Source organism: Mesorhizobium sp. M0715, assembly GCF_040320355.1.
GTDB lineage: Bacteria > Pseudomonadota > Alphaproteobacteria > Rhizobiales > Rhizobiaceae > Mesorhizobium.
In genome coordinates, this window is the sequence record NZ_JAMYPL010000012.1 from 102,880 (window position 1) to 128,111 (window position 25,232).

Here is a 25,232-nt window from a genome sequence, read left to right on the forward strand (position 1 = left end):
GTTTTAACCCAAAACGTCAATGAACTTTGGAAATTGGTTTTTTCCAGTGAGCTTGACCTTTATGTCGAGCTTGCTCGCCACGGCATTACTCCCGGGCCAGCCGAGCGAATAACGATCGACGACTTCCTGGCTTGGCGCCCTCGCGGTCCCTCCATAAGCAAGCGCTCAAAGCGCTGGTGGCTTGGCTCTGGCACTAGTTCGCAAATGCCGCCAGCACCTCCAATGGTGGGGTCTTGCTAAGGATACGTCGATCTCTTCCGTTCGATGGGAAGCGCTTCCACCGCACCACGGGCTGCGGCCAGCTCCCGCACGGGTATGCGCCGAGAAATCGCCGGTATGGTCAGTCTTTTCCCGGCCCACAGCGGTCAGTGTAAGGTTCTGCAAACAGGGGTCAGATTTTTCTCGGCTCTACGGAAGGATGTTTCGCGCCGCGCGCCGGCCGGCCCAGCTCATTTCCTATTTCCTACGTTTCGACCTGCCAGGCCAAGGCAGCTCGCCGTCAAGCTCGCGGAGGCCGTAGGTCTCCTCCTCCCATCGCTTCCGTTCAGCCGCCGGGGGCGGGAGATCTTCATCATCGAACCAGAGCAGCGTCAGGGTCTGATCCCAGGCGGCGAGGTGGCGGACGTCTTCGTAGAGAGAACCTTCACGCTCCCAGCCCTCGAACCACTGATCCGGCTCGGCTTCCTCGGGGCCTGCCGCCGCTGCCCCCGCCCGCACCCGGGCGCTGTAGGAGTCGCTTGGCAAATCCATTCCGAGGCGCACCCAAGCCTTGGCGCCTCGCAGGGATGTGGAACGCGAGCAGTAGCGAACCTTGCCGCCCTCGGAGAGCACGAAGGCGCACAGTTCGCGCGAGAAGGTGGCGAAACGTGAGCCCGTCGACATCAAGGAAGCGTCGAATTCGTCGGCCAGGTCGCTGACCGCGGCGAAATTCATGTCAGCCGCATCGACTCTCGGCTTGAACAGCTTGAATGGAAGCAATAGCTCGGCCGCGAACACGTCGCAGGCGATCTCGCCGGGCGGCCTACGCGTGAAACTCCAGCTCGGCGACCTATGATCCGCCGCTATGCCGAGGGCCTCGTGAGCCACTTCGTGACAGATGCTAAAGCGCTGCCGACGGCTGTTGTGGGCGCAGTTCACGCAAATGCGGTACTTGCCGTTCGACAACCGCACCGACCATGCGTCCTCATGTTCCTGAAGCACTTCCTGCTTCACGGTACCTCCGACTTGCGCCGCGTAGGCGTTTACTGAGACCGGAAGCGCCAATGGACCGCTCTTGGCGATGAAGTCGCGTGCCTTCATCGCGACGGAGAGTTCATCCATCTTCGTCCTCGCTCATGAACCGGCGGATGCGGGCAAGGGAGGTCGCGTAGTCGGGGCGGGCGCCACGGTTCACGACGGTGGTAAGCATATGGAACTCTTCGAATGAAACTCGATCATCGGCCCTCGCGAACTCGGCAAGATCGGGGTCGACATTGGGGTGACTTGATAGAAACCGCAGGATCTTGACTTCCCGCTCGGACGGCGCCAGACCGCCGAGCAGCTTGTTCACCACCTCGTCGGACGGCGCTTCCTTCGCACCCGTCTCGAGGCGGTAGATGTAGGCGTGATCGACTTCGCTCCGCTGAGCCAACTCTCGCAGGCTAAGATCGCCGCGAAGCCCCTTCAGCCAAATTCCTAACGCAGACTCCGGCATCCGCCCTCCTTGACATTCGCCACAATATCTCCCATTCTGTTGTCCAGACAGACAACGCGCTCTGGGTTGGTCTCGTGCCGAACAGGGCGTTTTTCAGAGCCTAAGTGTTGTCTGTCCGGACAGCAAGATGCCATCCGGCAGAGCGAAACGCAAGCACCGCGAAGCGGAGAAAGTAGTAAAAATGTCAGTCAATGTCGCTGCGCACCTGGTGCGTATCCATGTCGACCGGGAGATTTTCGAGTCGCCCGACCCCACAACGGGCAAAGCGCTCTACGCGCTGGCCGAGATCCCGAACCACCGTGAGTTGTTCCGGGAGGTGCCGGGTGATCACGAGGACAAACTCGTACCGCGCGACGACACTGTGATCGACCTGAAGAAGGACGATCACTTCTACAGCCAAAAGGCTGTGACAGTTGGCATCAATGGCGAGCCCTTCGAAACCACTGAAACTCGTCTCTCGTTCGAGGAACTGGTGAAGATCGCGTTCCCCATCCTGCCGACGGGAACGTGCATCGAATTCACAGTGACCTACCGTGATGGCCCCCCGTCGAACCCCAAAGGCACGCTCACGGCTGGCCACTCCGTGAAGATCAAAAACAGGATGAAGTTCGATGTCACGGCGACCGATCGATCGTAGCCCGCCGCTGAAGCGGCTTCGCGACGAGGGCTACAGCGTCGACGTGGTCACGGGATATCTCGTGATCCGTGACGTACCCTATGTTGACAGCAACCGGCAGGTAAAGCGCGGCGTGTTGTTCGCCCCATTGGAGGTGACCAACGACGTTGCGAAGCCGCCCAAGGATCACCAGACCAAGTGGTCCGGCGATCACCCTTGCAACGAGGACGGCAGCAAGATCCAGGGGCTTGGCGACAGCGACTTGGGTGACGGCCTGAAGATCGACGGGATGCCGGTGCGCTGGAACTTTTCCTGTAAGCCCAAGCCCGCCGACCGCTACGACGATTTCCATCAAAAGATGGCGCACTACGTGGCGAAAATCTCGGGCCCGGCACAGGTGATCGAGCCGGGTGTGACGGCGCAATCCTTCAAGCCTTACGCGCCCGACGAGGACGACAGCGTCTTTCTTTACGAGGACACGGCCAGTAGTCGCGCCGACATCGTGGCAATCGCGCTAAAGCTCAAGCCGCTGAAGGTTGGCATCGTCGGCCTGGGCGGCACGGGCTCCTACGTCCTGGATTATCTCGCCAAGACCCACGTCCGCGAAATCCACCTCTTCGACAACGACGGGTTCAACCAGCACAACGCCTTTCGGGCGCCGGGCGCGCCTTCAGGCGAAGAACTGGAGGAGGAGCTCTCCAAGGTCGAGTTTCACGCGCGTACCTATAGCAAAATGCGCCGCGGCATCGTCCCGCACAAGGTCAAGCTTACCCCTGAGAACCTTCACCTGCTGGAAGGCCTTGACTTCGTGTTCCTGTGCATGGAGGGGACCGGGAAGCGGCCGATCGTCCAAAAACTGGAGGCAATAAACATCCCGTTCGTAGATGTGGGCATGGGCCTGACGGTGCACAACGAGAGCCTGCGGGGCCAGATACGTACAACGACCAGCACGCCTACCAAGCGCGAGCACGTCCACAACGGGAAACGCATCGCGTTCATGACGACAGAAGAGGTCAACGAGTACGACAAAAACATTCAGGTGGTGGAACTCAACGCTCTGAATGCTGCCTTTGCAGTCATCAAGTTCAAGAAGCTTTTCGGTTTCTACGATGACGACACCCACGAACATTTCAGCATCTTCGTGCTCGCGGGCGCCGAGACGATCAACGAGGACAGCGAATGAAGAGACCCTACAAGATCCGACACGAGTTCGTGGAGTTCGTCCCGAGGGTCCGCGAGGCCGGTGTCCTCTATGTTTCGATCCCGTATGCAACCGCAGTCCATGATTGCTTCTGCGGTTGTGGCACCAAGGTGGTGACACCGATTAGCCCGGTAGGCTGGCAACTCACCTTTGACGGCGAGAGCGTCAGTCTCTCGCCGTCAGTCGGGAACTGGTCATTCGCCTGCCGGTCCCACTATTTCATCCGTATGGACACAGTGGTCTGGGCAGGCGACATGTCGGAGGACGAGATTGCGTGGGGCAGGATGCGCGACAAGGCGGCGCGCGAAGGTCACTTCGGTGGCCATGTCGAGCCGCTCGCTTCGCCGAAGGCCGAGGTCGCGAAAACCAAATCTAGAGGTTTCTGGTCGTGGCTGACCGGCGGTCGTTAACCCGTGCCGCGCTTCGGGCCCGCGCAGATGCGAGTCTCATAGACCTACGTCTGGGCCGGGACCTTGAGGCCGCTCTCATAGGTCGCGCTTTCCGTAGAGCATCCAACTCGGCTGACCTTTCAGAGTGGCACCTAGGCCCGAATCGCGTCAGGCGGAGGCCGTTTCCCAAGAGTGCACTGCGGTCTCCGGTGAAATTTCGAATTTTGGCAGAATAAAAGGCCAGCAAGCGAGTTGATAGTCGGCCTCGTGCTGCTTACATCGTGCACTGCGAAGTAAGGGGGGTGGCGTGGTTTATTTCAACAAAATTGCCGGATGGATGGGTTTTCCTCACCTGAGTGTGTCTCTCGGGCTGACGTATTCGTTTACAATTGCCTATAAATTGAAAGACAGGCCTGACGAGAAGTGGACCGCCTGGTTTATTCGATTCAAAGACAAGAATAATAAAGCCGAGTGGGGTGCGGCGACGGTTCTATACGATGCTGCTCCGACTCTCATCAAGCACTTAGGTATTGATCCCAAACGCGCCTCATTTATCCCCGCGCTTTCGTCCAAGGAAACGAAAGCCGACCCAAGCCGCTCAATACCGTGGATTACCAAGGAATGCGCAAAAACTGTGGGGGCGCAATATTCCGACAGCATCCTATCCAAGAATGTCCATCAGAAGATTCATACGATTTATTCCGCTGAGGGTCGCTCCGCTGAGCTGGATAAGGCTAAGTATCAGTCGGCAAAAATAGATGCGGACCATGTCTTCGTTTTCGATGACTTCATCACGCGAGGTGATACGCTGTCTCGCATCGCGCTAGCGGTGCTTGCCGCCAATCCGAAATGCAAGGTGTATGGGATTGCGCTCGCGAAAGCGGAGAGTGTTGCTTACTGCCCGAATCCCGAGAACGATCATGTTCCTGCTAGGTGGGATACGCTATGGGGTCTGGGCGAACGGGAGCACGACGCGAAGTTCAAGAAGGATTAGAGCAATGGCTTCATCGCCCGTGTCATCGACATCAGTAGCGCTAGTCGCTTTGATGAAGCTCAAAGGTCTCGGCCGGCGGGGGGCCTTGCGCATCGTTAATGGGCCTGTGCCTGACCGTGATGCGAAAGACGTTGTGGTGGACAGGGCGGCGCGGGCGAAGGTATCGGAAAGCGCACTGTTAGAGGCATGGGATCGAGCTCAGGACGAGTTGGAGAAAACGCTAAATAGCGCTACGAAGTTTTTCTCATTTCATGACGAAGGGTACCCTCAGCGCCTTCGTAATATCCCAGATCCTCCTGCCGTCTTGTATGTAAGGGGAGCCGTGGCAGGACTCCACGCAACGAAGTGCCTTGCCGTCGTGGGGACGCGTGAGCCAACTCCTTATGGTGAAGCTGTTGCTAGGAAGTCGGCAGCGGCGGCAGCAAGCGAGGGCTTCACTATCGTCAGTGGCTTAGCACATGGCTGCGATACTCTTGGTCACGAAGGCTGCTTGGATGCCCACGGTGTGGGGGTCGCAGTGATGGCCCACGGCTTGGACAAAGTTTATCCCGCCGCCAATCGGGGACTGGCAACTCGCTTAATTGAAAACGGCGGCTGTTTGGTCAGCGAATATCCTCTTGGTGTCACTCCTATGCGGACAGCTTTTGCCGAGCGAGATCGCATCCAAAGTGGTCTCTCCGACGCAGTGCTAGTGGTGGAGACGGATGTGAAGGGTGGGACCATGCACACGGTGCGGTTCTGCCGAGAGCAGAAGCGTTCGCTGGCGTGCATTGATCATCCCGATAAGTGGAAGCACGAGGACAAGACGAAGGGCAATCAGATGATGATTGCTCAGCACTGGGCCCGCGCCATATCCGATGGGGTCGCCTTGACGCAGTTCTTGCTGCACGTCCAGCAGGTCGAACGCTCTCCAGCAAAAAGACCGGAGCGCGCATTGGACATCGATCCTCAAACTCGGTTGGGTTTCTGAGATGATTATTTTCGACTTCGATCAAACTCTCGTGGACACCTCCACAGTTGAGCACCTTCGCGCCGCTCGGGACTGGAAGGCGGTTATGGCCCAAGCCCCGAAGCTGGCCGTCTACGGCGGAATTACCGAGTTGCTCATCGAGCTACATGCGGCTGGTCACACATTGGCTATCGTGACAAAAAGCCCCGACATGGTGCCGAAGGCCTTCATAAAGGCACATGCCTGGCCGATAGATATTGTGGTCGGCTATCATCACGTGAAAAACCGAAAGCCGCACCCGGAGGGTCTTTTGCTTGCGATGTCAAAAGCGGGAGGAAAACCTCACAATACTTATCATGTCGGCGATCAGCCTCAGGATACCGAGGCTTCGCGTGGAGCCAACGTCGCCGCGTTGGGCTCGGCATGGGGCTGCCTCGACGTGGCAGGTTTGGAAGCCTCGAAACCAGACGCTATTTTCTCGTCTGTCGGCGAACTGCGCGACTACCTCAAAAAGAAGCTCGACCTGAAATAACCCGCTCAGTCGAAGGTGTCCCCGGAGTCGGTGACAGGGCTCTCCTGCATGACCGTGATCGACGATCCGTCGCGCTTCCACCGTTCGCGTGATGTCGCGCGGTCTACTTCGGGCAGACGTCGCGGCGCTGCCAATCCGGCTCCTCCATCGACGTTCAGGGGGGCATCTCGAAGGCCGGCGACGAGGACGTGCGGCGGGCGCTCTGCGAGACGGCGTTGGGCCTGATGACGCGCTTCAACGGCTCCGACAAGGTCAAAAGCTGGGGCCAGGGATCGCCGAACGCTCATTCCACTGCAAGGCCTGCGTCAAGTTGACCGTGATCATGCACGCAGTCTATGGACCGGCCGCGCGGTGCAAGGGAATTCGAAACGGGTGGTCGAGTACGGTCCGCGCCAATCTATCCTTCCTCTCACGGGAGCCTATGCTCCGGGCGATCATGGTAATCCGCTCACACCCGATCTTCCTATTTGGCAGTCGCAAAACTCGAAACGGTCACGCTAGAGATTTGTACGACGGGCGCGAAAGCGGCTGGAGTTTGCCTATCTCAATATAGGTTAATATATGAGGATCACCGATATAGGAACCTATATGAGGTAAGGTTTGATATAGGGTCATATATTGACAGCCCGTCATATAGGAGCCTATATCAGGCTAGCTCATACAGAGATCGTATACGCCATGAAGATCAGAACAGCTCGGGACATTGGTATCCTGATCAAGGAGGCCCGCACCCGTCGCGGCCTGTCCCAGGCTGCCTTGGCCAAGATAATCAACACCACGCAGACGTGGGTGTCGTGGATCGAGAACGGCAAGCCCAGCGCCGAGATCGGTAACGTGCTGCTGGCGCTGACTACGCTTGGTGTGGAGCTGGACTTTCAAATCCCGCCGGCGCCGACGTCAGCTGCTGATCATCATCATAATGCCGATGAACGGCATGTCGACGATGACGACGACGAGATTCCCTACAAGCTCTAGGGACGATGATCATGGTGAACCCGATCGACACCCTCGACGTCCATATCGCTGGCAGACCGGTTGGGTGGCTCCACCACCTGCAGGGCGGCAAGCTTTCGTTCTCCTATCAAGAGGCATGGATGGAGGGCCGGGTGGCGATCCCGCTTTCCCTGTCCATGCCGACGATCACCAGGACCTACGAGGGCAAGGTCGTCGAGGCATTCCTCTGGGGTCTGCTGCCGGATAATGAGCAGACCCTCGCCAGATGGGCGCAGAGGTTCCAGGTCTCCGCCCGAAACCCGTTTGCCCTGCTCAAGAATGTCGGCCGCGACTGCGCCGGCGCCGTCCAGTTCCTTCCGCGTGGCCACCAGGTTTCCCGCGGCGAGAACGTGGAGTTGCTCACGGAGGCGCAGATTGGCGACCGCCTGCGCGACCTCCGCAAGGATGGTGCGGCGACCCGGCGAATCGGCGATCCTGGTCAGTTCAGTCTCGCTGGTGCGCAGGCAAAGACGGCGTTCCATTTCGACAAGGGCAGCAATCGCTGGGGGATCCCTCTAGGCGACACGCCCACGACACACATCTTCAAGCCGCCTTTGCCGCACTTGCACGGGCATACCGAGAACGAACATTTCTGCCTGCAGCTTGCATGCAAGCTCGGCATGGACGCTGCACACAGCCAGGTTCTCGACTTCGCAGGCGAAAAGGCGATCGTTCTCGAGCGCTACGACCGCCGCAACATCGACGGCAAGACCATCCGCATCCATCAGGAGGACATGTGCCAGGCCCTATCGGTGATGCCGACGCTAAAGTACGAGAACCAGGGTGGGCCAGGTATCACGGCGATCTCCAAAAAGGTGCTGGCGGCCTCCATGGAACCCGTCCAAGACCGTCAGACCTTCATGGCCGCGAACGTCTTCAACTGGATCATCGCCGGCACGGACGCGCATGCAAAGAACTATTCGATGCTGCTGGGTGCCCAGGGCGAGGCCCGCCTAGCTCCGCTCTACGACATCTCCTCCATTCTGCCGCACCTCGGCGAGGGAGAGATCCAGGCTGAGATGCGCGACCTTAAACTGGCGATGAAGATCGACAGAGTCTACCCGATCGAGGAGATCATGCCGCGCCACTGGCGTCGCTGTGCGTCCTCAGCAAAGGTTGGCGGCGAGTACACAATGCGGACGATCCGCCATCAGCTCGCGGTGATACCGGACATGTCATCGGAATGCGCGCAAGAGCTTCGCCAGGAGGGGATCATCCATGAGATCGTTGGTCGCCTCGTCGACGCGATCACGACGCGCATCAAGGGCTTGTCCCGGATCTATGGAGAGGAAGCCGCCGCGGAGCCCGTGTAGGTTGTGGAGGTGAAAGTCGGGCGGGGATAGCGGATCCACGGACTAATGTCGGCGAAACGGACGGACCGCACACTGCCCATGGCATTCTCGCTCTGATAGGCCCGGGCCGGGTAGGTGCCCGGTTTCGGAACCGGCCATCGGCATCTTGAATGACGGGAATGGGGTCGGTTGCAGAACGGCAGCTTCCCGGCGAATGTGATCAACTTTCTCTCCAGGAAATCTGACAATGCGGGCCTACGATTTGGCGTCGAGTTGTGGCTTTTTTGACGGTCAGTATGATTTCCGGCGGTTGGAGATCTGTTTCGGCGTTTGATGAACGGCCGCTGTTGGGTTCAAAGTGGATGGTCGCGTTGGTGTGTGGACAGCACGCTTGCGGCGTCCCTCGATTGAGATCACCCGCAGGTTTTTGCTCTTGAGTTCATCCAGATAATCGGCCCACCACTGCATCATCTTGACGCGCTCCTCCCAGTGCTCTGCCCGGGCGTAGGCGCGCCGAACGTCGTTGTTCTCAATGTGGGCCAGCTGCCGCTCTATGGCGTCCGGATGCCACTTGCCGCATTCGTTCAGCAGAGTTGATGCCGTTGCTCGAAAACCATGCGCGGTAGCTTCATCCTTGCTGTAACCCATACGACGCAGTGAGGCGTTAAGCGTATTGTCGGAAATCGGACGCGAAGCCGACCGAACACTAGGAAACAGCAGCGATCCATCACCAGAGATTTCTCTCAGTGAAGTCAGGACGCTGATCGCTTGCTTTGATAGGGGTACGCGGTGCGGCCGTCGCATTTTCATGCGTGCTTCAGGGATCGTCCACACCGAGCTTTCAAAATCGAACTCTTCCCATTCAGCGGCGCGAAGCTCGCCGGGGCGGGGAAACAGCAGCGCTATCAGCTTTAGACCGGCTCGGGTTGTAGGCTGTCCATCAAATGCATCGATCCCCCTCAGCAAACCGCCCAAGGCCTTCGGATCGGTAATCGCGGCGCGAGACGTTACCTTCGGACTGATGAGTGCGCCTCTGAGGGCGAAGGTCGGATCTGTCTCGGCGCGTGCGGTCGCGATTGCGTATCGAAACACGCTGCCGATGGTGGAGCGCAGTCGCCTGGCCGACTCGTATCGACCGCGAACCTCGACTCGACGGAGGGCGGTAAGGATGATAGCCGGATCGATCTTCCGAATGCACTTATCGCCGATTATCGGATAGGCAAAGTCGAGCAGCCATTTGACCTTGCTGATCGTCCGGACGGCACGTCCCTCCTTCTTCAGCTTGTCAACATATTCGTCCGCGATTGAGCGAAAGGAGTCCTTTGCCGAATCGGCCTTCCGCAAGCTGCGTTCCTTTCCAGGGTCGACGCCAGCTAGCAGGAGCCTTTTAGCATCATCGCGCGCCTCCCGTGCCTCGGCGAGAGAGATAAGCGGATAGCTCCCCAGCGCGAGCAGTTTCTGCTTGCCGTCAAAGCGGTACGCGAGCCGCCAGAGGCGAGAGCCCGTGGGCTGTACCCATAGCTGCAGCCCGCCCCCGTCAGACAATTTCACGAGTTTGGAAGCAGGGCGGGCGTTTCGACATTTCACGTCGGATAGCGCCATTCGTCAGGTCTCCCTTGGCTGTTTCGATACCATCAGGATGTCGAATACCAACGGAAATACCATCCCCCCGCCTCGTTGGACCAAATGCGCCCGAAGCGCTCTCTGTCCCGCTTAATTGCGCAATGCGACGGAAAAAGATCAACAATCCCAGTGGCTTGCAGAAGCTGCAGCGTAGAAGGTTCGGCTTAACGGAGTGTCGGGAGAAGAGGGGATGGTGCCCAGAGGCGGATTCGAACCACCGACACGCGGATTTTCAGTCCGCTGCTCTACCAACTGAGCTATCTGGGCCTGTTCCGGCAAACGAAAACGCGTTGACCGGATTTCATCGAGGCGCCGTGGGCGCCCCTTGAAAGCGCGTGGGTTATAGCACGGGAATTCGGCCTGTCCAGCGCCTAGTGGGCGATTTCGGGCAGGAAAAGCGATGCCGTGCGGTGCCCCGGTTTCCATGCCGCTTGCAGGCCGGAATCGGGCACGGCATGGCACGATGCGGCCTTCGCCATCCCTGTCCGTGCCGCTATTGCCGGCTGACATGCCGTGGCACTGCCTTTAGCCGGCGATCGAGGCGCACCAATGCATTTGCGGCTCAGACGCGCCACTGGTCGCCGCCGCCTATCTGACGCCGGTCACGCCGCGGCGAAAATCGGAGGGCGACATGCCGGCGAGCTTGCGGAACGACTTGTTGAAGGCGCTGAGCGAGCCGAAGCCTGAATCCATGGCGACGCGCAGCACATTGGCGTCCTGATGCATCAAAAGCGCCTGCGCATAGCTCAGCCGCAACAGATTCACATACTCGTTGAGCGTCATGCCGGTGGATTTCTTGAACAGGCTCATGGCATATTTGGGATGGATGTCGGCGGCCGCCGCGATGTTCACGCAATCGATGTCGTAGAGGAAGTTTTCGGCGATGAAATCGCACATGCGTCCGACATTGCGCGACGATTGCTGGTCGAAGGGGCTGCCTGTTTCCTGGTCGGTCGGAGTTGCGGATACCAGCCGGTAGGGCTCGAACCGCACCCGCTCCAGCCGCAGCAGCAATTCGTTGACGGCATGTTCGGCCTTGGCCTGGTCGCCGGACCGGGCGTAGCGGTTCCAGCGCTCGAAATTATGGTTGTCGGACTGGTCGGTGGCTGATGTCACCAGTGTCGCGCCGGTCATCAGCCGGTGCCTTATATCGGTGGGCAGGTGCAGCCGGAAGAAGTGCACCAGTGGCAGATGCGCCCCGGCATAGATGGCGTCGTCGGACAAATCGTCCATCTGGTGCGGCAGGCCACCCCAGAACAGGCACATCTCGCCGGCCGAAAGCGAAATCTCGTGGTCGTTCATGAGGTAATGCACGCTGCCGCGCACGATGAAATTAACCTCGACCTGGGCGTGCCAGTGCGGCTTGAGCATCACCAGCGGATTGGTGTGAAACATCTGCAGGAGCAGCGGCAGGCCTTCCACGCTGCTGGCCCCAGGCTGGTAGAACGGCCGTTCAGGCATCTTACTTTCCGCCAATTTCATATTCCCTTTGACGGCGACAGGCCTTGCCCACTGCATAGTCTAGCCACGCTCACAGTGAGAGAGCAAATGAATGGGAGGATTTCAATGCGCATCACAATGACCTGCGCCGCGCTCGCGCTTGCCCTGGGCTCAGCCCCGGCCTTCGCGCAATCCGGCGAAATCACCATCTGGAGCTGGAATGTCGCGGCTTCATCGCTGAAGGCGACCATTGCCGGCTTTAACAAGCAATTTCCCGACGTCAAGGTCACGGTCCAGGATCTCGGCAACCAGCCAACCTACGACAAGTCGATCGCCGGCTGCGCCGCCGGCGGCGTAGGCCTGCCCGACATCGTCACCGTCGAGAACGGTGAGGCCGAGAATTACTGGAGCCAGTTCCCCGACTGCTTCGTCGACCTGCATACGCTGGGCTACACAGCCGACGACCAGAAAAAGTTCCCCGATTTCAAGCGCACCGAGCTGGAAGTGGGCGACAAGGCCTACGCAATGCCGTGGGATTCCGGCCCGGTGGCCGCCTTTTATCGCCGCGACTTCTACGAAAAGGCCGGCGTCGATCCGACTTCGATCAAGACCTGGGATGATTTCATCGCCGCCGGCAAGAAAATCCAGGCCGCCAACCCAGGCGTCTCGATGACCAATGCCGATTTCAACGGTGACTCGGAATTCTTCCGCATGATCTCCAACGAACAGGGCTGCGCCTATTTCTCCGAGGACGGACAATCGATCACGGTCAACCAGCCCAAATGCGTCGATGCCATGACCAAGGTCAAGGAGATGAAGGACGCCGGCATCATCTCGTCGGCCGACTGGGGCACCAAGATCACCAACAACACCGCCGGCACCGTCGCCACCCAGATCTATGGCGGCTGGTATGAGGGCACCATTCGCACCGAATCTGCCGGTGAAAACGGCAAATGGGGCGTCTATCTGATGCCGAGCCTCACCGCCGACGGGCCGCGCGCCGCCAATCTCGGCGGTTCCTCACTGGCTATCACCTCGGCGTCGAAGAACAAGGAGGCCGCCTACGCCTATCTGAAATACACGCTCGGAACCAATGAAGGCCAGATCACGATGCTGAAGGAGTTCGGCCTGGTGCCGTCCCTGATCTCGGCGCTTGACGATCCCTATGTCGCGCAAGGCCTGCCTTATTGGGGCGGCCAGGCGGTGTGGAAGGACATTCTCGGCACCTTGCCGAAGGTTGTTCCGAGCCGCGGCACGCAGTTCCAGAGCGACGCCGAAATCATCGTCCGCGCCGTGCAGACCAAGTATCTGGCCGGCGGCTACCCCGACGCCAAGACGGCACTCGACGATGCCGCAAGCCAGATCGCGGCGGCAACCGGACTGCCCGTCAAGTCATAACCTCCCAAGCCGGGTCCGGGACAGGCGTTTGCGCCGCCCGGACCTGGTCGCGGCCTGTGGGGTTCTCCCACGGGACCTGTATTTGCTGGCAAACCGGCTCCGCTGCTGCGGGCCATGGCCGAAGCGGCAACGAAATGAAGGAGGAGGAAGATGCGCAATCGCAACGCCACGGCCTATCGCTTCCTCACGCCCTATCTGCTGATCTTCGCGATCTTCTGGGTATGGCCGATCATCAGCTCCTTCATGATTTCCTTCCAGGCGACGCGTACCGTGCCGTGGCGGTTCGCGCCCGGCTTCAACTGGGGCCGGTTGATCGGCGATCCGGCCTTCTTCAACGCCCTGAAGAACACGCTGCTCATCCTGGTCATCCAGGTGCCGGTGATGATCTCGCTGGCGCTCGTCATGGCGGTGCTTTTGAACTCGCCGCTCTTGAAGGCGCGCGGCCTCTACCGCTTTGCCTTCTTCGCCCCCGTGGTGGTCGGCGAAGTTGCCTATTCGGCGGTGTTCCGGCTGATGTTCAACCTCGATTTCGGCATCATCAACAAGCTCCTGAACAGCATCGGCCTGCCCAAGGTCGACTGGTTTTCCAACGTCACTCCGGCGATGGCGCTGATCATGATCGCGGTGACCTGGCGCTGGGCCGGTTACAACGCCATCATCCTGCTCGCCGGCATGCAGTCCATTCCCGAAGATGTCTACGAGGCGGCGACGCTCGACCGCGTCAGCAAGCTCAAGCAGTTCTTCTACATCACCCTGCCGTTGCTCAAGCCGGTCATCGTGTTCTGCCTCGTGCTGTCGATCATCGGCACCATGCAGCTGTTCACCGAGCCCTTCCTGATCACCGAGCGCGGCGGGCCGGGCGGCGGCACCGAGACGCTTGGCCTGCTGCTTTACCGCCAGGGCTTTCGGTCGCTCAATTTCGGCTACGCCTCGGCCGTCGCCTACACCATGGCCGGGCTGGCGATCGCCATCACGCTGGCGCAGCTGTGGCTGACGAGGGAACCGAAATGAGTTCGCGCTCCGCAGCCAGATTGGGACGCAGCATCGCTCTGCATCTGTTCCTGACGCCGCTGGCGCTGATCTGGCTGTTTCCGCTGTGGATGATGGTCGTGTTCTCGACCATGCCGGACAACGGCATCTTCAGCCCCGGCATCGAGCTTTTGCCGCACGGCAATTTCATCGACAATTTCAACAATCTGCAGCGTGACACGAACTTCGTCGGCGCCATAGGCATTTCGGTCTCGGTGGCGGTGACCTACACATTCCTGTCGGTGCTGCTGACGTCGATGGCCGGCTGGGCGCTGGCCCGCTACCAGTTCTTCGGCAAGGGCGTGGTTGTCGCCATCATCCTCGGCACCATAACGCTGCCCTATGCGGTCGTGCTGATCCCGCAATTCATCATGGTGGCGCGCGACTTCAAGCTCGCCAACACCTGGGTGGCGCTGATCGTCCCGCCGCTGTTCAATTCGCTCGGCGTGCTGTTCATGCGGCAGAGTTTTTCGATGATGCCGGACGATCTCTTCGATGCGGCGCGCGTCGAGGGCGTCAAGGAATGGCGCATCTTCCTCTTCGTCGCGCTGCCTTTGGCGCGGCCGATGCTGGCCGCACTCGCCATCATCCTGTTCCTCGCCTCCTGGAACAATTATCTGTGGCCGCTTTTGATCAACAGCCAGCCGGGTTCGATGACAGCACCCGTAGCGCTCGGCACGCTGATCGGCCTCACCAAGGTGTCATGGGGCGGCATCATGGCGGGTGCGGTGATGCTGACGGTGCCGATGCTCGTGGTCTTCGTGCTGCTGCAGCGCCATTTCATCGCCGGCATCGCCGCCGGCGCGGTCAAGTAAGGGGCAGCATGGCAACGGTCACGCTTAACAGTGTCGTCAAGCGCTTCGGCGTCTTCGAGGTCGTCCATGGCGCGAGCATCGACATCAAGGACGGCGAGTTCGTCGTCTTCGTCGGCCCCTCCGGCTGCGGAAAATCGACGCTGCTCAGGATGATCGCCGGGCTCGAGGACATTAGCGGCGGCGAGATCGCCATCGGCGGCAAGGTGGTCAACGATGTCGAGCCGGCCGACCGCGGCATCGCCATGGTCTTCCAGTCCTACGCGCTCTATCCGCATATGAGCGTCGAACAGAACCTCTCTTTCGGCTTGCGCATGACCGGCAATCCAAAGGCCGACACCGAACGGCGGGTGAAGCGGGCGGCCGAGATCCTGCGCATCAGCGAATTGATGGACAGGCGCCCGAAAAAACTCTCCGGCGGACAGCGCCAGCGCGTCGCCATCGGCCGCGCCATCGTGCGCGAACCGCAGGTGTTCCTGTTCGACGAGCCGCTCTCCAACCTCGACGCCGAATTGCGCGTCCAGATGCGCGTCGAGATCTCCCGGCTGCACAAGGAACTCGGCACGACAATGATCTATGTCACGCACGACCAGACCGAGGCGATGACGCTCGCCGACAGGATCGTCGTGATGCGCGCCGGCCATATCGAGCAGATCGGCCGGCCGCTCGATCTCTATGACAACCCCGACAATCAGTTCGTTGCGGGCTTTGTCGGGTCGCCGAAGATGAACTTCATCAAGGGCCGGGTTGTCGGGCACGATGCGGGTGGCGTGGTGGTCGATCTGGCGGGTCAGGAGAAGACCCGCATCACGCAACCGCTGACCGGCGCTGCACCCGAAATGGGCAGCCCAAAAATCGGCAGCAAGGTCATTGTCGGCGTGCGGCCCGAACATTTCGGCAATGCCGGAGAGGGCGACGCCGACCTTGTGGTTGCCATCGACGTGGTCGAGCACCTGGGCGGCACAAGTTTCCTCTACGCAAGAACGGCCAATGGTGACGACGTGGTGATCCAGCGCGACGCGACAAAGGTCCCCGACACATCAGAGATCACCGTTTCCATCCGCAAATCCTACCTGTTCGACGAAAAAGGACTGCGGCTGCGCTGACCGGCCGCCGTTTCCAGCCTTCAAGGAGAATGACAATGACCGCAACCACGCCCATTCGCTGGGGCATCCTCGGACCGGGCAGCATCGCCCAGTCCTTTGCCGGTGGCGTGGCCGATTCGCGCACCGGAAAGCTGGTCGCCATCGGTGCCCGCAATCCCGCCAAGCCCGGCCTCGCCGAGAGTTTCCCCGGCGCCCGCATCGTCGATGGCTACGATGCGCTGCTTGCTGATCCCGAAATCGATGCCGTCTACATTTCGATACCGCATCCCGGCCATGCGCAATGGGCGATCAAGGCGGCCGAGGCAGGAAAGCATGTGCTGTGCGAAAAGCCGCTGGCGCTGACCGCCTTCGAGGCCGACGCCATGATGCATGCCGCGCGCAAGGCCGGCACGTTTCTCGGCGAAGCCTTCATGTACCGGCTGCATCCGCAGACGCTGAAGCTGGTGGAACTGATCAGATCGGGCGTCATCGGCGAGATCAGAATGATCAAGTCGAGCTTTGGTTTTGCGATGCCGCGCTTCATGCCGGAGCACCGGCTCTACGCCAACGATCTCGCCGGCGGCGGCATTCTTGACGTCGGCGGCTATCCCGTCTCGATGGTGCGGTTGATTGCCGGCGCCGCGGCCGGAAAACCCTTCGCCGAGCCTGACAAGGTGGTCGGTACTGCCCATCTTGGCCAGTCCGGCGTCGACGAATGGGCCTCGGCGCTGCTGCATTTCCCGGGTGGCATTGTCGCCGAAGTCTCCTGCAGCATCTCGCTTAACCAGGACAATGTTCTGCGCATCCTCGGCACCAAAGGCCGCATCGAGGTGCCGGACTTCTGGTTCGCCGGCGGCAACCGCGACGTTGGTCTCGGCCGGATCGACGTCATCGCATCCGATGGCACGCGCGAGACCATCAGCGTCAACGAGAAGCGTCATGTCTATTCCTTCGAGGTCGACGCAGCCGGTGAGGCCATCCGCGCCGGCGGCCAAGAATTCGCCTGGCCCGGCATGGCATGGGCGGAAAGCCTCGGCACCTTGCGTGTACTGGACAAATGGCGGGCGGCCGCCGGCCTCGAATACGGGATCGAGAAGGCCCAGCAACGCATCAATACCATCTCCGGCCGGCCTTTGCGGTCCGGCGGCACGGCGATCGCCAAGCGCACCATTCCTGGCCTGTCGAAGCCGGAATCGGTGGTGGCGCTCGGCTTCGAGGATTTCCGTACCTTTTCCTCAGGCTCGATCCTGCTCGATGCCTTTTTCGAGGCCGGCGGCAATCTTTTCGATACCGGCTATGTCTATGGCGGCGGCTATACCGAGAAGCTGCTTGGCGAGTGGTTGAAAAACCGTGGCGTACGCGCGCAATCGGTGGTCATCGCCAAGGGCGCGCACTCGCCGCTGTGCTATCCCGATGTGATCGGCAAGCAGCTCGACCAGTCGCTCGAACGCCTGCAGACCGACCATGTCGATGTCTACTTCATGCACCGCGACAATCCGGATGTGCCGGTCGGCGAATTCGTCGATGCGATGGATCGTGAGGTGAAGGCAAGCCGCATCCGCGGCCCGTTCGGCGGCTCGAACTGGACGATGGAACGCATGGATGAGGCGATTGCCTATGCCGAACGCACCGGCAAGCAAAAGCCCGGCGCGCTGTCCAACAATTTCTCGCTGGCTGAAATGCTGGAGCCGATCTGGGCAGGCTGCGTCACGTCCTCCACGGATGCATGGAAGGCCTGGCTGACATCCAGGCAGATGACGAATTTCGCCTGGTCGAGCCAGGGGCGCGGCTTCTTCACCGATCGCGCAGGTCGGGACAAGCAAGACAATGAGGAGCTGGTGCGGGTCTGGTACTCCGAGCGGAATTTCGGCCGCCGCGACCGGGCGATCGAACTTGCCGCGAGACTGGGCAAGAGCCCGATCCATATTGCGCTGGCCTATGTGCTCGCTCAGCCCTTCCCATCCATCCCGCTGATCGGGCCACGCACGCTGGATGAGTTGGACGACAGCCTGCGCGCTCTCGACATCACGCTTTCGCAAGCCGATCTCGAATGGCTGGATGGCGGCAGTCTGCGCGCTGCCTAGCTGGCTGCCGGCTTAACGGTCGCGGCGTCAGGTCTCGTCATCAGGCGCCCTGACGCCACGCCTGGCCGGAGTCCGCAAATTGGCGTACATGCCTGTGGTGCGGAATTGGCTCGGCGTGATGCCGTAGCAGCGGCGGAAGACCTTCGAAAAATAGTTCGCGTCCTCGAAGCCGCACAGGATGGCGACCTCCTTCACCGGCAGAAAATCCGCCTTGGTCAGCAGCTTCGCCGCGCGTTGCAGACGCTGCTGCAGCACGAACTCGGCAGGCGGCAAGCCTTCGCTTTCAGCAAAACAGCGTGAGAAATGGGCCCGGCTGAGGCCGCTGATCTGGACAAGGTCCGCCACCGGCAGCGGCTTGTCGAGATTTGCGTTGATGTGATCGATGACCGGCTGCATGGCGCTCTGTTTTTCGGCAAAGGCATGGGAGCCGAAGACATCGTCATAGAGCGCCATCGCAGCCTCGTAGGCGACCGCCGAAGCAGCACCCGGCGAAGCGGCGCCTTTGATCAGGCGCAGGCTGCAATCGGCAAGATGATCGATCGTCGCCGGCTGCAGCCGAAATACAGGACCCGAGACGCTGAGGATCGACTTGTGAATGCGCAACGCCTCCTCGCCGTTCATTGAAATCCAGAAATACTCCCAGCGCTCGTCCTCAGCCAGCCAGTAGCGGTGGTTGTGCGGCACCAGCACCAGCAATGTGTCGTTCTTCTGCAGGCGGTAATTGCGGTTCTCGTAGCGCAGCCGGCCAGTCCCGCTGATCGTGTGCTGGAGCACGGTGAACGGCGTCTGGCCGCGCTTTCGCCCATCCCAGTCGTAGATCTCGTCCTCGCGCACTTCATAGCCCGTGCTCGTCGGCATGGCATGCAGGCGCTGGCGGCCGCGCGGCAGCGAGATCGTGCGCATGGACTGTCCGTTTTGTATCAAATCCTGCAGCACAAAATTACCCCCGAAAGCATAATCCTTCTCTGGTCGCGCTCGCGAATAAGCGCATAATCCCCGTCGAAAAGCGAGAGAGATCCGCAGTCGAGGAGCGGACGGGGAGGTTGGCGAGCCCGATTCCGGCTTGTCCTGCATACATGTCGGCATGTGGCTACAGCTTCCCATTGTCATTCCTTGCCTGCAATTCGAAGTGGAATGAGGTGCGGCTGATGAGTTTCAAAATCGCTATCATCGGCGCGGGCAGCGTCGGCTTCACCAAGAAATTGTTCACCGACATCCTGTGCGTGCCCGAATTCGAGGACATCGAATTCGCGCTGACCGATGTCAGCGAGCACAACCTTCAGATGATCAAGGCGATCCTCGACAAGATCGTCGAGGCAAACAGATTGCCGACCAGGGTGACGGCGACGACCGACCGCCGCCAGGCTCTCGAAGGCGCTCGCTACGTCATCAGCTGCGTGCGGGTCGGCGGTCTCGAAGCCTATGCCGACGATATCCGCATTCCCCTGAAATATGGCATCGACCAATGCGTCGGCGACACGATCTGTGCCGGCGGCATTCTCTATGGCCAGCGCAACATCCCGGTGATCCTGGATTTCTGCAAGGACATGCGCGAGGTCGCCGAGACGAACGTCAAGTTCCTGAACTACGCCAACCCGATGGCGATGAACACCTGGGCGGCGATCGAATACGGCAAGGTCGACACTGTTGGGCTCTGCCACGGCGTCCAGCACGGCGCCGAGCAGATCGCCGAGGTGCTTGGCGCCAAGTCCACGCAGGAGCTCGACTATGTCTGTTCCGGCATCAACCACCAGACCTGGTTCATCGGCCTGCGCCTGAACGGCCGCTCCATCGGCAAGGACGAACTGGTGGCTGCCTTCGAGGCGCATCCCGTCTATTCCAGGCAGGAGAAACTGCGCATCGATGTCCTGAAGCGCTTCGGCGTCTATTCGACCGAAAGCAACGGCCATCTTTCCGAATATCTGCCCTGGTACCGCAAACGTCCCGACGAGATCACGCGCTGGATCGATATGTCCGACTGGATCCATGGCGAGACTGGCGGCTATCTCCGTTACTCCACCGAAACCCGCAACTGGTTCGAGACGGAATATCCGCAGTTCCTCGAAGCGGCGTCCAAGCCGATCGACCGGGAGAAGCGCTCCAACGAGCATGCCAGCCACATATTGGAGGCGCTGGAGACCAACCGGGTCTATCGCGGCCACTTCAACGTCAAGAACAATGGCGTGATTACCAACCTGCCGCAGGACGCCATCATCGAGTCGCCGGGCTTCGTCGACCGTTTTGGCATCAACATGGCCGCCGGCATCACGTTGCCGGAAGCCTGCGCCGCCACCTGCATCGCTTCGATCAACGTCCAGCGCATGTCGGTGCATGCCGCGATATCAGGCGAGATCGATCTTCTGAAGCTCGCCGTGCTGCATGACCCATTGGTCGGCGCGGTTTCGACGCCGGAGGAGGTCTGGCAGATGGTCGACGAAATGGTCGTCGCCCAGGCAGCCTGGCTGCCGCAATATGCCCATGCGGTTCCGGCCGCCAGGGAGCGGCTGTCGACATCTCAGGTGAAGACCCGCGAGTGGGCGGGCGCCGCACGGCGCAGCGTTCGCTCGATCGAGGAATTGCGCGCCGAAAAAGCCGCGCTGAAGCAAGCCGGCTGAGGCGGGCCGGCTGAAAATTCATGCGGTGATGGTGGATCCATGGGAGGCGGATTCATTGCCACGAAGCCGTTTGAATTCGAGGAGAGGCGGAGCGGGTGCAAACGCTCCGGACAAACAAGAGGGAGAGAGACCGTGAGGAATTTACGCAATATCGGCCTTGCTGCCGGACTGACGCTGAGCGTCTCGGTCTCGGCACTCAGTGCTTACGCTTCCGAGCCGACGGTTCCGCCGGCGCCGACACCGTTTCCCGCCGAGGGCAAGATCAACTATGTCGCGCGAGACTCGATCCTGGAGTTCAAGGCGCTTCCCGAATATCACGAGCCCGACTGGGTCACCGAGAAATACGTCAAGACCGGCAAGCTGCCGCCGGTGAAAGACAGGCTGCCGAAAGATCCGCTGGTCTACAAGACGGGCAACATGCAGGACGGCATCGGCGTCTATGGCGATACGATGCGCCACGTCATCGGCGGGCGGCCGGAAGGCTGGAACTACGGCGCCGGTCAGACGCAAGGCTGGGGCGGCATCGACATCGGCCTCTCCGAATGCCTGACGCGCACCGCCCCGCTGTTCCAGGTCGAGGCCAAGGACACCGAGCCGCTGCCGAACCTGGCCAGGAGCTGGGATTGGTCGAGCGATGGCCACAGGCTGACCATGCACCTCATCGAAGGAGCGAAGTGGTCGGACGGCGTGCCCTTCAATGCCGACGACGTCATGTTCTACTGGGACGACGAGGTGGTCGATCCTAACGTCTCGCCGCTGAACGGTGCGACGCCGGAAACCTTCGGCGTCGGCACGACGCTGAAGAAGATCGACGACTACACCATCGAATGGACCTTCAAGGATGCCTTCCCGAAGCAGTACCTGTACGCCATGGCCTACGGCACCTTCTGTCCGGGCCCCGCGCACATCCTGAAGCCGCAGCATCCGAAATACTCGAAGAATACCTATGATCAGTTCAAAAATGCCTTCCCGCCGGAATTCATGAACATGCCGGTGATGGGTGGCTGGGTGCCGGTCGAATACCGGCCGGACGACATCATCGTCATGCGCCGCAATCCCTATTACTGGAAGGTCGACGAAAAGGGCAATCAACTGCCCTATCTCAACGAACTGCACTACAAGCTGTCGACCTGGGCCGACCGCGATGTCCAGGCGGTGGCCGGCGCGGCCGATTTTTCCAATTTGGAGCAGCCGGAAAACTTCGTCGCCTCGCTGAAGCGTGCGGCAGAGGCGAACGCGCCGGCCCGTCTTGCTTTCGGCCCGCGGCTCATCGGCTACAATCTGCGCTTTAATTTTTCTGCCAATGGCTGGGGCAATCCGGACGAACGCGGCCAGGCGATCCGCGAGTTGAACCGCAACGAGGATTTCCGCAAGGCCGTCACCATGGCGCTCGACCGCAAGGCGCTCGGCGACTCGCTGGTCAAGGGACCGTTCACCGCCATCTATCCCGGCGGCCTGTCGTCAGGAACCAGCTTCTACGACCGCGCTTCGACGGTCTACTACCCCTTCGACCTCGAGGGCGCCAAGGCCGAACTCGCCAAGGCCGGCCTCACGGATACGGACGGCGACGGCTTCGTGAATTTCCCTTCCGGCACCGCCGGCGGCAAGAATGTCGAGATCGTGATGCTGGTCAACAACGACTACACGACCGACAAGAGCCTTGCCGAAGGCGTCGTCGCCCAGATGGAAAAGCTCGGGCTTCGGGTCGTGCTCAACGGCCTCAACGGGACCCAACGCGACGCTTCGCAATATTCCGGCCGCTTCGATTGGCTGGTCCGTCGCAACGAACAGGAACTGACGTCGGTGGTGCAGAACACCGTGCAGCTTGCCCCGGTCGGTCCGCGCACCAGCTGGGACCATCGTGCGCCGGAGAACGGCGAGGTCGATGTGATGCCGTTCGAAAAGGACCTCGTCGACATCGTCAACAAGTTCGTCTCCACCCAGGACAATGACCAGCGCGCCAGCCTGATGAAACAATTCCAGAAGATCTCGACGGAGCACGTCTACAATGTCGGCCTGACGGAGTATCCCGGCGCGCTGATCGTCAACAAGCGTTTCTCGAACATCCCACAGGGCACGCCGATCTTCATGTTCAACTGGGCCGAGGATTCGATCATCCGCGAACGGGTCTTTGTCGCGGCCGACAAGCAGGCGAAATACGAATTGTTCCCGCAAGAACTGCCCGGCAAACCCGGAGAGAAGGGGCCGATGAATTAGGTTTACCTCCCTGACTGAGAGACCTCCGGCCGCGCCGCTGGCGCGGCCGGACAAACCAACCTCCGGACGCAACCAAGGGCGCGATCGGCGAGACGAGGAAACGAACCGTCCATGCTGCGATTCCTGCTCACGCGAATAGCGTCGGCAATCCCGGTCCTCGCCATTTTGAGCCTGGCCACATTTGCCATCATCCAGGCGCCGCCGGGCGATTATGCCGACTACATCCGCTCGCAGGCGATCAACCAGGGTGGAGCCTCCTTCGCCGAGGCCGACGCGCAGGCAAAGGCCTACCGCATCGAGCATGGTCTCGATAAGCCGCTTCCCCTCCAGTATCTCAACTGGATCGGCGGCATCGTCACCCGAGGCGATTTCGGCTACAGCCTCTATTACAACAAACCGGTCGCCGACGTGGTCGGCGAGCGCCTGCCGCGCACGCTTCTCCTGGCGCTGGTCTGCCATCTGCTGGCTTCGGTGCTGGGCATAACATTCGGCATATGGGCGGCGACCCGGCAATACACCTGGATCGACTCGGCGCTGTCGGCCATCTCCTTCCTCGGCATGACGGTGCCGCGCTTCCTGATGGCGTTGATCATCGTCTATCTCCTGGTCTTCCAATTCAACGTGTCGGAGATCGGCTCATTCTTCTCGCCGCAATATGGGGGCGCGCCGTGGTCGTGGGCCAAATTCGTCGATCTGGTCAAGCATGTCTGGCCGGTGGTGGCGATCGCGACTTTCGGCGGGCTCGCCTACAATATGCGCGTCATGCGCGGCAATCTGCTCGATACGCTGAACGCGCAATATGTCGAGACGGCAAGGGCCAAGGGGCTGACCGGCGCCGCCGTCGTCATGCGCCACGCCGTGCCTAACGCACTGCACCCGCTCATCATGTATCAGGGTGTGGTGCTGCCTTACATGTTGACCGGCGAAATCGAGACGGCGATCATCTTCGCGCTGCCGACTGTCGGCCCGGCGATCGTCGGCTCCATGGCTGTCGGCGATGTCTATGTCACCGCCACCTTCATGATGGTGCTGTCGGCGACGCTGATCGTCGGCAACATCATCGCCGACATGCTGCTCGTGCTGCTCGATCCGCGCGTGCGCCAGTTCGGGGAGCGCTGAGATGCTGGCGCGCGATCCATCCCCTCCACCGCTGCCGGCCGAAGGTCGCATCGTAGCCAAACCGGCGCGCGGTAACGAAAGCTACCTCGCCCTTGTCTGGCGCCGGCTGAAGCGCTCCTGGACCGGCATGGCCGGGCTCTGGCTCGTCGTGCTGCTGCTGGTGATGGCCGTGTTCGCCGAGTTCATCGCGCCAATGGACCCGAAGGTGACGGATGTCGGCTTCGCGCCTCCGCAGGTGCCTGTTTTCCATGACAGAGATGGCGGTTTCGTCGCGCGGCCGAGGGTCTATGCGCTGGCCGATTCGGCGGACCTCGATCCGGTCACTTTCCAGCCCGTCGTCGGTCCCGACTACGATCATCCAAGGCTGCTTGGTTTCTTCGTGCATGGCGCGCCTTACAAGCTCTTCGGGCTGTTGCCGGCGGACCGGCATCTGTTCGGCTCGCTGGACGGCCAGCCGGTGCATTTCCTGGGCACCGACAAGTTCGGCCGCGACGTGCTGTCGCGTGCCATCCATGGCTCGCGCGTCTCGCTAATGATCGCGCTGACGGTCGTCTTCATCATCACCGTCATCGGCACCACCGTCGGCATGGTCTCCGGCTATTTTGGCGGCAGGTTCGATGTCTGGATGCAGCGCTTCGTCGAACTGGTGCTCGCCTTCCCGCAGCTGCCGCTCTATCTGGCGCTGACGACGCTGATCCCGGTCACCGCTCCCACCAACGTCTTCCTCGCTTTCGTCATCATCGTCATGTCGGCCTTGGGTTGGGCGCAGATGTCTCGCGAGGTGCGCGGCAAGACTTTGGCGCTGGCGCGGATCGAGTATGTGCGCGCCGCCATGGCGGTCGGCGCCACCGACCGTCGCATCATCATGCAGCACATCTTCCCCAATGTGATGAGCCATGTGATTGTCGCCGTGACGCTGGCGATCCCGACGGTGGTGCTGCTCGAATCCTTCCTCGGTTTCCTCGGCTTCGCCGTCAAGCCGCCGCTGATCTCGTGGGGTCTGATGCTGCAGGACACCGCGACCTATTCCGTCATCGGCACCTATCCCTGGATCCTGTCGCCGGTCGGTTTCGTGCTCGTCACCGTCTTTGCCTTCAACGCGCTGGGCGATGGCCTGCGCGACGCCGTCGACCCTTATTGAGGTGCCTGAG

At 60.7% G+C, this 25,232-nt stretch carries 22 protein-coding genes, 1 tRNA gene and 1 pseudogene; 18 read left to right on the top strand and 6 right to left on the bottom strand.

The window, feature by feature from the left end; translation table 11 throughout:
• Positions 1–456: 456 nt before the first annotated feature.
• Both NKI21_RS16635 and NKI21_RS16640 read right to left on the bottom strand, forming a co-directional pair.
• The gene (locus NKI21_RS16635; RefSeq protein WP_031214820.1) at positions 457–1,320 is read right to left on the bottom strand and encodes an ImmA/IrrE family metallo-endopeptidase; all 864 of its coding nucleotides are present in this window, start codon (positions 1,318–1,320) and stop codon (positions 457–459) included.
• Entirely contained in the window at positions 1,313–1,693 is a 381-nt protein-coding gene (locus NKI21_RS16640; RefSeq protein WP_352628460.1) for a helix-turn-helix domain-containing protein, read from the bottom strand. The genes NKI21_RS16635 and NKI21_RS16640 overlap by 8 nt, the downstream gene beginning before the upstream one ends.
• Before the next feature lie 127 nt (positions 1,694–1,820).
• On the opposite strand from NKI21_RS16640, the gene NKI21_RS16645 reads away from it, so the two are divergent.
• The 9 genes and pseudogenes from NKI21_RS16645 (at position 1,821) to NKI21_RS16685 (ending at position 8,680) form a co-directional block, all read left to right on the top strand.
• Positions 1,821–2,330 (top strand): multiubiquitin domain-containing protein, encoded by a 510-nt coding sequence (locus tag NKI21_RS16645; protein ID WP_352866388.1) that lies wholly within the window; start codon positions 1,821–1,823, stop codon positions 2,328–2,330.
• Entirely contained in the window at positions 2,305–3,492 is a 1,188-nt protein-coding gene (locus NKI21_RS16650; RefSeq protein WP_023746230.1) for a ThiF family adenylyltransferase, read from the top strand. The genes NKI21_RS16645 and NKI21_RS16650 overlap by 26 nt, the downstream gene beginning before the upstream one ends.
• On the top strand, positions 3,489–3,920 hold the full coding sequence (locus NKI21_RS16655; RefSeq protein ID WP_023669273.1) for a ubiquitination-like system serine protease family protein: 432 nt from the start codon (positions 3,489–3,491) through the stop codon (positions 3,918–3,920). Before NKI21_RS16650 ends, NKI21_RS16655 begins: the two co-directional genes overlap by 4 nt.
• A gap of 286 nt (positions 3,921–4,206) precedes the next feature.
• A complete protein-coding gene (locus NKI21_RS16660) occupies positions 4,207–4,893 on the top strand; it encodes a phosphoribosyltransferase (RefSeq protein WP_352866392.1) in 687 nt (228 codons plus the stop codon).
• 4 nt (positions 4,894–4,897) lie between these two features.
• Positions 4,898–5,863 (top strand): DNA-processing protein DprA, encoded by a 966-nt coding sequence (locus NKI21_RS16665; RefSeq protein ID WP_352866395.1) that lies wholly within the window; start codon positions 4,898–4,900, stop codon positions 5,861–5,863.
• 1 nt (position 5,864) lies between these two features.
• Positions 5,865–6,374: an HAD family hydrolase gene (locus NKI21_RS16670; RefSeq protein WP_023669276.1), complete on the top strand. Its 510-nt coding sequence runs from the start codon at positions 5,865–5,867 to the stop codon at positions 6,372–6,374.
• A gap of 30 nt (positions 6,375–6,404) precedes the next feature.
• Positions 6,405–6,711, top strand: a pseudogene (locus NKI21_RS16675) (transposase); the annotation flags it as partial.
• Between the two features lie 341 nt (positions 6,712–7,052).
• Positions 7,053–7,349 carry a helix-turn-helix domain-containing protein gene (locus tag NKI21_RS16680; protein ID WP_023669277.1) on the top strand — a complete coding sequence of 99 codons (297 nt, stop codon included), beginning with the start codon at positions 7,053–7,055 and terminating at the stop codon, positions 7,347–7,349.
• A gap of 11 nt (positions 7,350–7,360) precedes the next feature.
• Positions 7,361–8,680 carry a type II toxin-antitoxin system HipA family toxin gene (locus NKI21_RS16685; protein WP_352628451.1) on the top strand — a complete coding sequence of 440 codons (1,320 nt, stop codon included), beginning with the start codon at positions 7,361–7,363 and terminating at the stop codon, positions 8,678–8,680.
• Between the two features lie 270 nt (positions 8,681–8,950).
• On the opposite strand, the gene NKI21_RS16690 is transcribed toward NKI21_RS16685, so the two are convergent.
• The 3 genes from NKI21_RS16690 to NKI21_RS16700 form a co-directional block, all read right to left on the bottom strand.
• Positions 8,951–10,261, bottom strand: coding sequence for a tyrosine-type recombinase/integrase (locus NKI21_RS16690; RefSeq protein ID WP_352866400.1), 1,311 nt, complete (start codon positions 10,259–10,261; stop codon positions 8,951–8,953).
• 212 nt (positions 10,262–10,473) lie between these two features.
• Positions 10,474–10,549 (bottom strand) — tRNA-Phe (locus NKI21_RS16695).
• Positions 10,550–10,870: 321 nt separating this feature from the next.
• The gene (locus NKI21_RS16700) at positions 10,871–11,764 is read right to left on the bottom strand and encodes a helix-turn-helix domain-containing protein (protein ID WP_196815295.1); all 894 of its coding nucleotides are present in this window, start codon (positions 11,762–11,764) and stop codon (positions 10,871–10,873) included.
• Between the two features lie 84 nt (positions 11,765–11,848).
• Here NKI21_RS16700 and NKI21_RS16705 point away from each other — a divergent pair, with 84 nt between their 5' ends.
• The 5 genes from NKI21_RS16705 (at position 11,849) to NKI21_RS16725 (ending at position 18,130) form a co-directional block, all read left to right on the top strand.
• On the top strand, positions 11,849–13,120 hold the full coding sequence (locus NKI21_RS16705) for an extracellular solute-binding protein (protein WP_023809274.1): 1,272 nt from the start codon (positions 11,849–11,851) through the stop codon (positions 13,118–13,120).
• A 150-nt stretch (positions 13,121–13,270) separates the two neighbouring features.
• Positions 13,271–14,131, top strand: coding sequence for a carbohydrate ABC transporter permease (locus NKI21_RS16710; protein ID WP_352441091.1), 861 nt, complete (start codon positions 13,271–13,273; stop codon positions 14,129–14,131).
• Positions 14,128–14,964 (top strand): carbohydrate ABC transporter permease, encoded by an 837-nt coding sequence (locus NKI21_RS16715; protein ID WP_352553766.1) that lies wholly within the window; start codon positions 14,128–14,130, stop codon positions 14,962–14,964. The genes NKI21_RS16710 and NKI21_RS16715 overlap by 4 nt, the downstream gene beginning before the upstream one ends.
• A gap of 8 nt (positions 14,965–14,972) precedes the next feature.
• Entirely contained in the window at positions 14,973–16,067 is a 1,095-nt protein-coding gene (locus NKI21_RS16720) for an ABC transporter ATP-binding protein (RefSeq protein ID WP_023809270.1), read from the top strand.
• 35 nt (positions 16,068–16,102) lie between these two features.
• A complete protein-coding gene (locus NKI21_RS16725) occupies positions 16,103–18,130 on the top strand; it encodes an aldo/keto reductase (protein WP_352866405.1) in 2,028 nt (675 codons plus the stop codon).
• A gap of 27 nt (positions 18,131–18,157) precedes the next feature.
• Here NKI21_RS16725 and NKI21_RS16730 read toward each other — a convergent pair whose 3' ends face one another.
• On the bottom strand, positions 18,158–19,033 hold the full coding sequence (locus tag NKI21_RS16730; protein WP_352676227.1) for an AraC family transcriptional regulator: 876 nt from the start codon (positions 19,031–19,033) through the stop codon (positions 18,158–18,160).
• Between the two features lie 245 nt (positions 19,034–19,278).
• Between NKI21_RS16730 and NKI21_RS16735 the strand changes: the two genes are divergently transcribed.
• The 4 genes from NKI21_RS16735 (at position 19,279) to NKI21_RS16750 (ending at position 25,222) form a co-directional block, all read left to right on the top strand.
• Positions 19,279–20,745, top strand: a complete 1,467-nt coding sequence (locus NKI21_RS16735; RefSeq protein ID WP_352676229.1) for an alpha-glucosidase/alpha-galactosidase — start codon at positions 19,279–19,281, stop codon at positions 20,743–20,745.
• A gap of 132 nt (positions 20,746–20,877) precedes the next feature.
• On the top strand, positions 20,878–22,962 hold the full coding sequence (locus tag NKI21_RS16740) for an ABC transporter substrate-binding protein (RefSeq protein WP_352866410.1): 2,085 nt from the start codon (positions 20,878–20,880) through the stop codon (positions 22,960–22,962).
• Between the two features lie 111 nt (positions 22,963–23,073).
• Entirely contained in the window at positions 23,074–24,081 is a 1,008-nt protein-coding gene (locus NKI21_RS16745; RefSeq protein ID WP_127296635.1) for an ABC transporter permease, read from the top strand.
• Between the two features lies 1 nt (position 24,082).
• Positions 24,083–25,222 carry an ABC transporter permease gene (locus NKI21_RS16750; RefSeq protein WP_128302683.1) on the top strand — a complete coding sequence of 380 codons (1,140 nt, stop codon included), beginning with the start codon at positions 24,083–24,085 and terminating at the stop codon, positions 25,220–25,222.
• Positions 25,223–25,232 lie beyond the last annotated feature (10 nt).

Excerpts from the sequence above, each read along its gene's own strand:
- NKI21_RS16635 (WP_031214820.1), bottom strand. The coding sequence starts at position 1,320 with ATGGATGAACTCTCCGTCGCGATGAAGGCACGCGACTTCATCGCCAAG.
- NKI21_RS16640 (WP_352628460.1), bottom strand. The coding sequence starts at position 1,693 with ATGCCGGAGTCTGCGTTAGGAATTTGGCTGAAGGGGCTTCGCGGCGAT.
- NKI21_RS16645 (WP_352866388.1), top strand. The coding sequence starts at position 1,821 with ATGCCATCCGGCAGAGCGAAACGCAAGCACCGCGAAGCGGAGAAAGTA.
- NKI21_RS16650 (WP_023746230.1), top strand. The coding sequence starts at position 2,305 with ATGTCACGGCGACCGATCGATCGTAGCCCGCCGCTGAAGCGGCTTCGC.
- NKI21_RS16655 (WP_023669273.1), top strand. The coding sequence starts at position 3,489 with ATGAAGAGACCCTACAAGATCCGACACGAGTTCGTGGAGTTCGTCCCG.
- NKI21_RS16665 (WP_352866395.1), top strand. The coding sequence starts at position 4,898 with ATGGCTTCATCGCCCGTGTCATCGACATCAGTAGCGCTAGTCGCTTTG.
- NKI21_RS16670 (WP_023669276.1), top strand. The coding sequence starts at position 5,865 with ATGATTATTTTCGACTTCGATCAAACTCTCGTGGACACCTCCACAGTT.
- NKI21_RS16680 (WP_023669277.1), top strand. The coding sequence starts at position 7,053 with ATGAAGATCAGAACAGCTCGGGACATTGGTATCCTGATCAAGGAGGCC.
- NKI21_RS16685 (WP_352628451.1), top strand. The coding sequence starts at position 7,361 with ATGGTGAACCCGATCGACACCCTCGACGTCCATATCGCTGGCAGACCG.
- NKI21_RS16690 (WP_352866400.1), bottom strand. The coding sequence starts at position 10,261 with ATGGCGCTATCCGACGTGAAATGTCGAAACGCCCGCCCTGCTTCCAAA.
- NKI21_RS16700 (WP_196815295.1), bottom strand. The coding sequence starts at position 11,764 with ATGAAATTGGCGGAAAGTAAGATGCCTGAACGGCCGTTCTACCAGCCT.
- NKI21_RS16705 (WP_023809274.1), top strand. The coding sequence starts at position 11,849 with ATGCGCATCACAATGACCTGCGCCGCGCTCGCGCTTGCCCTGGGCTCA.
- NKI21_RS16710 (WP_352441091.1), top strand. The coding sequence starts at position 13,271 with ATGCGCAATCGCAACGCCACGGCCTATCGCTTCCTCACGCCCTATCTG.
- NKI21_RS16715 (WP_352553766.1), top strand. The coding sequence starts at position 14,128 with ATGAGTTCGCGCTCCGCAGCCAGATTGGGACGCAGCATCGCTCTGCAT.
- NKI21_RS16720 (WP_023809270.1), top strand. The coding sequence starts at position 14,973 with ATGGCAACGGTCACGCTTAACAGTGTCGTCAAGCGCTTCGGCGTCTTC.
- NKI21_RS16725 (WP_352866405.1), top strand. The coding sequence starts at position 16,103 with ATGACCGCAACCACGCCCATTCGCTGGGGCATCCTCGGACCGGGCAGC.
- NKI21_RS16730 (WP_352676227.1), bottom strand. The coding sequence starts at position 19,033 with ATGCGCACGATCTCGCTGCCGCGCGGCCGCCAGCGCCTGCATGCCATG.
- NKI21_RS16735 (WP_352676229.1), top strand. The coding sequence starts at position 19,279 with ATGAGTTTCAAAATCGCTATCATCGGCGCGGGCAGCGTCGGCTTCACC.
- NKI21_RS16745 (WP_127296635.1), top strand. The coding sequence starts at position 23,074 with ATGCTGCGATTCCTGCTCACGCGAATAGCGTCGGCAATCCCGGTCCTC.
- NKI21_RS16750 (WP_128302683.1), top strand. The coding sequence starts at position 24,083 with ATGCTGGCGCGCGATCCATCCCCTCCACCGCTGCCGGCCGAAGGTCGC.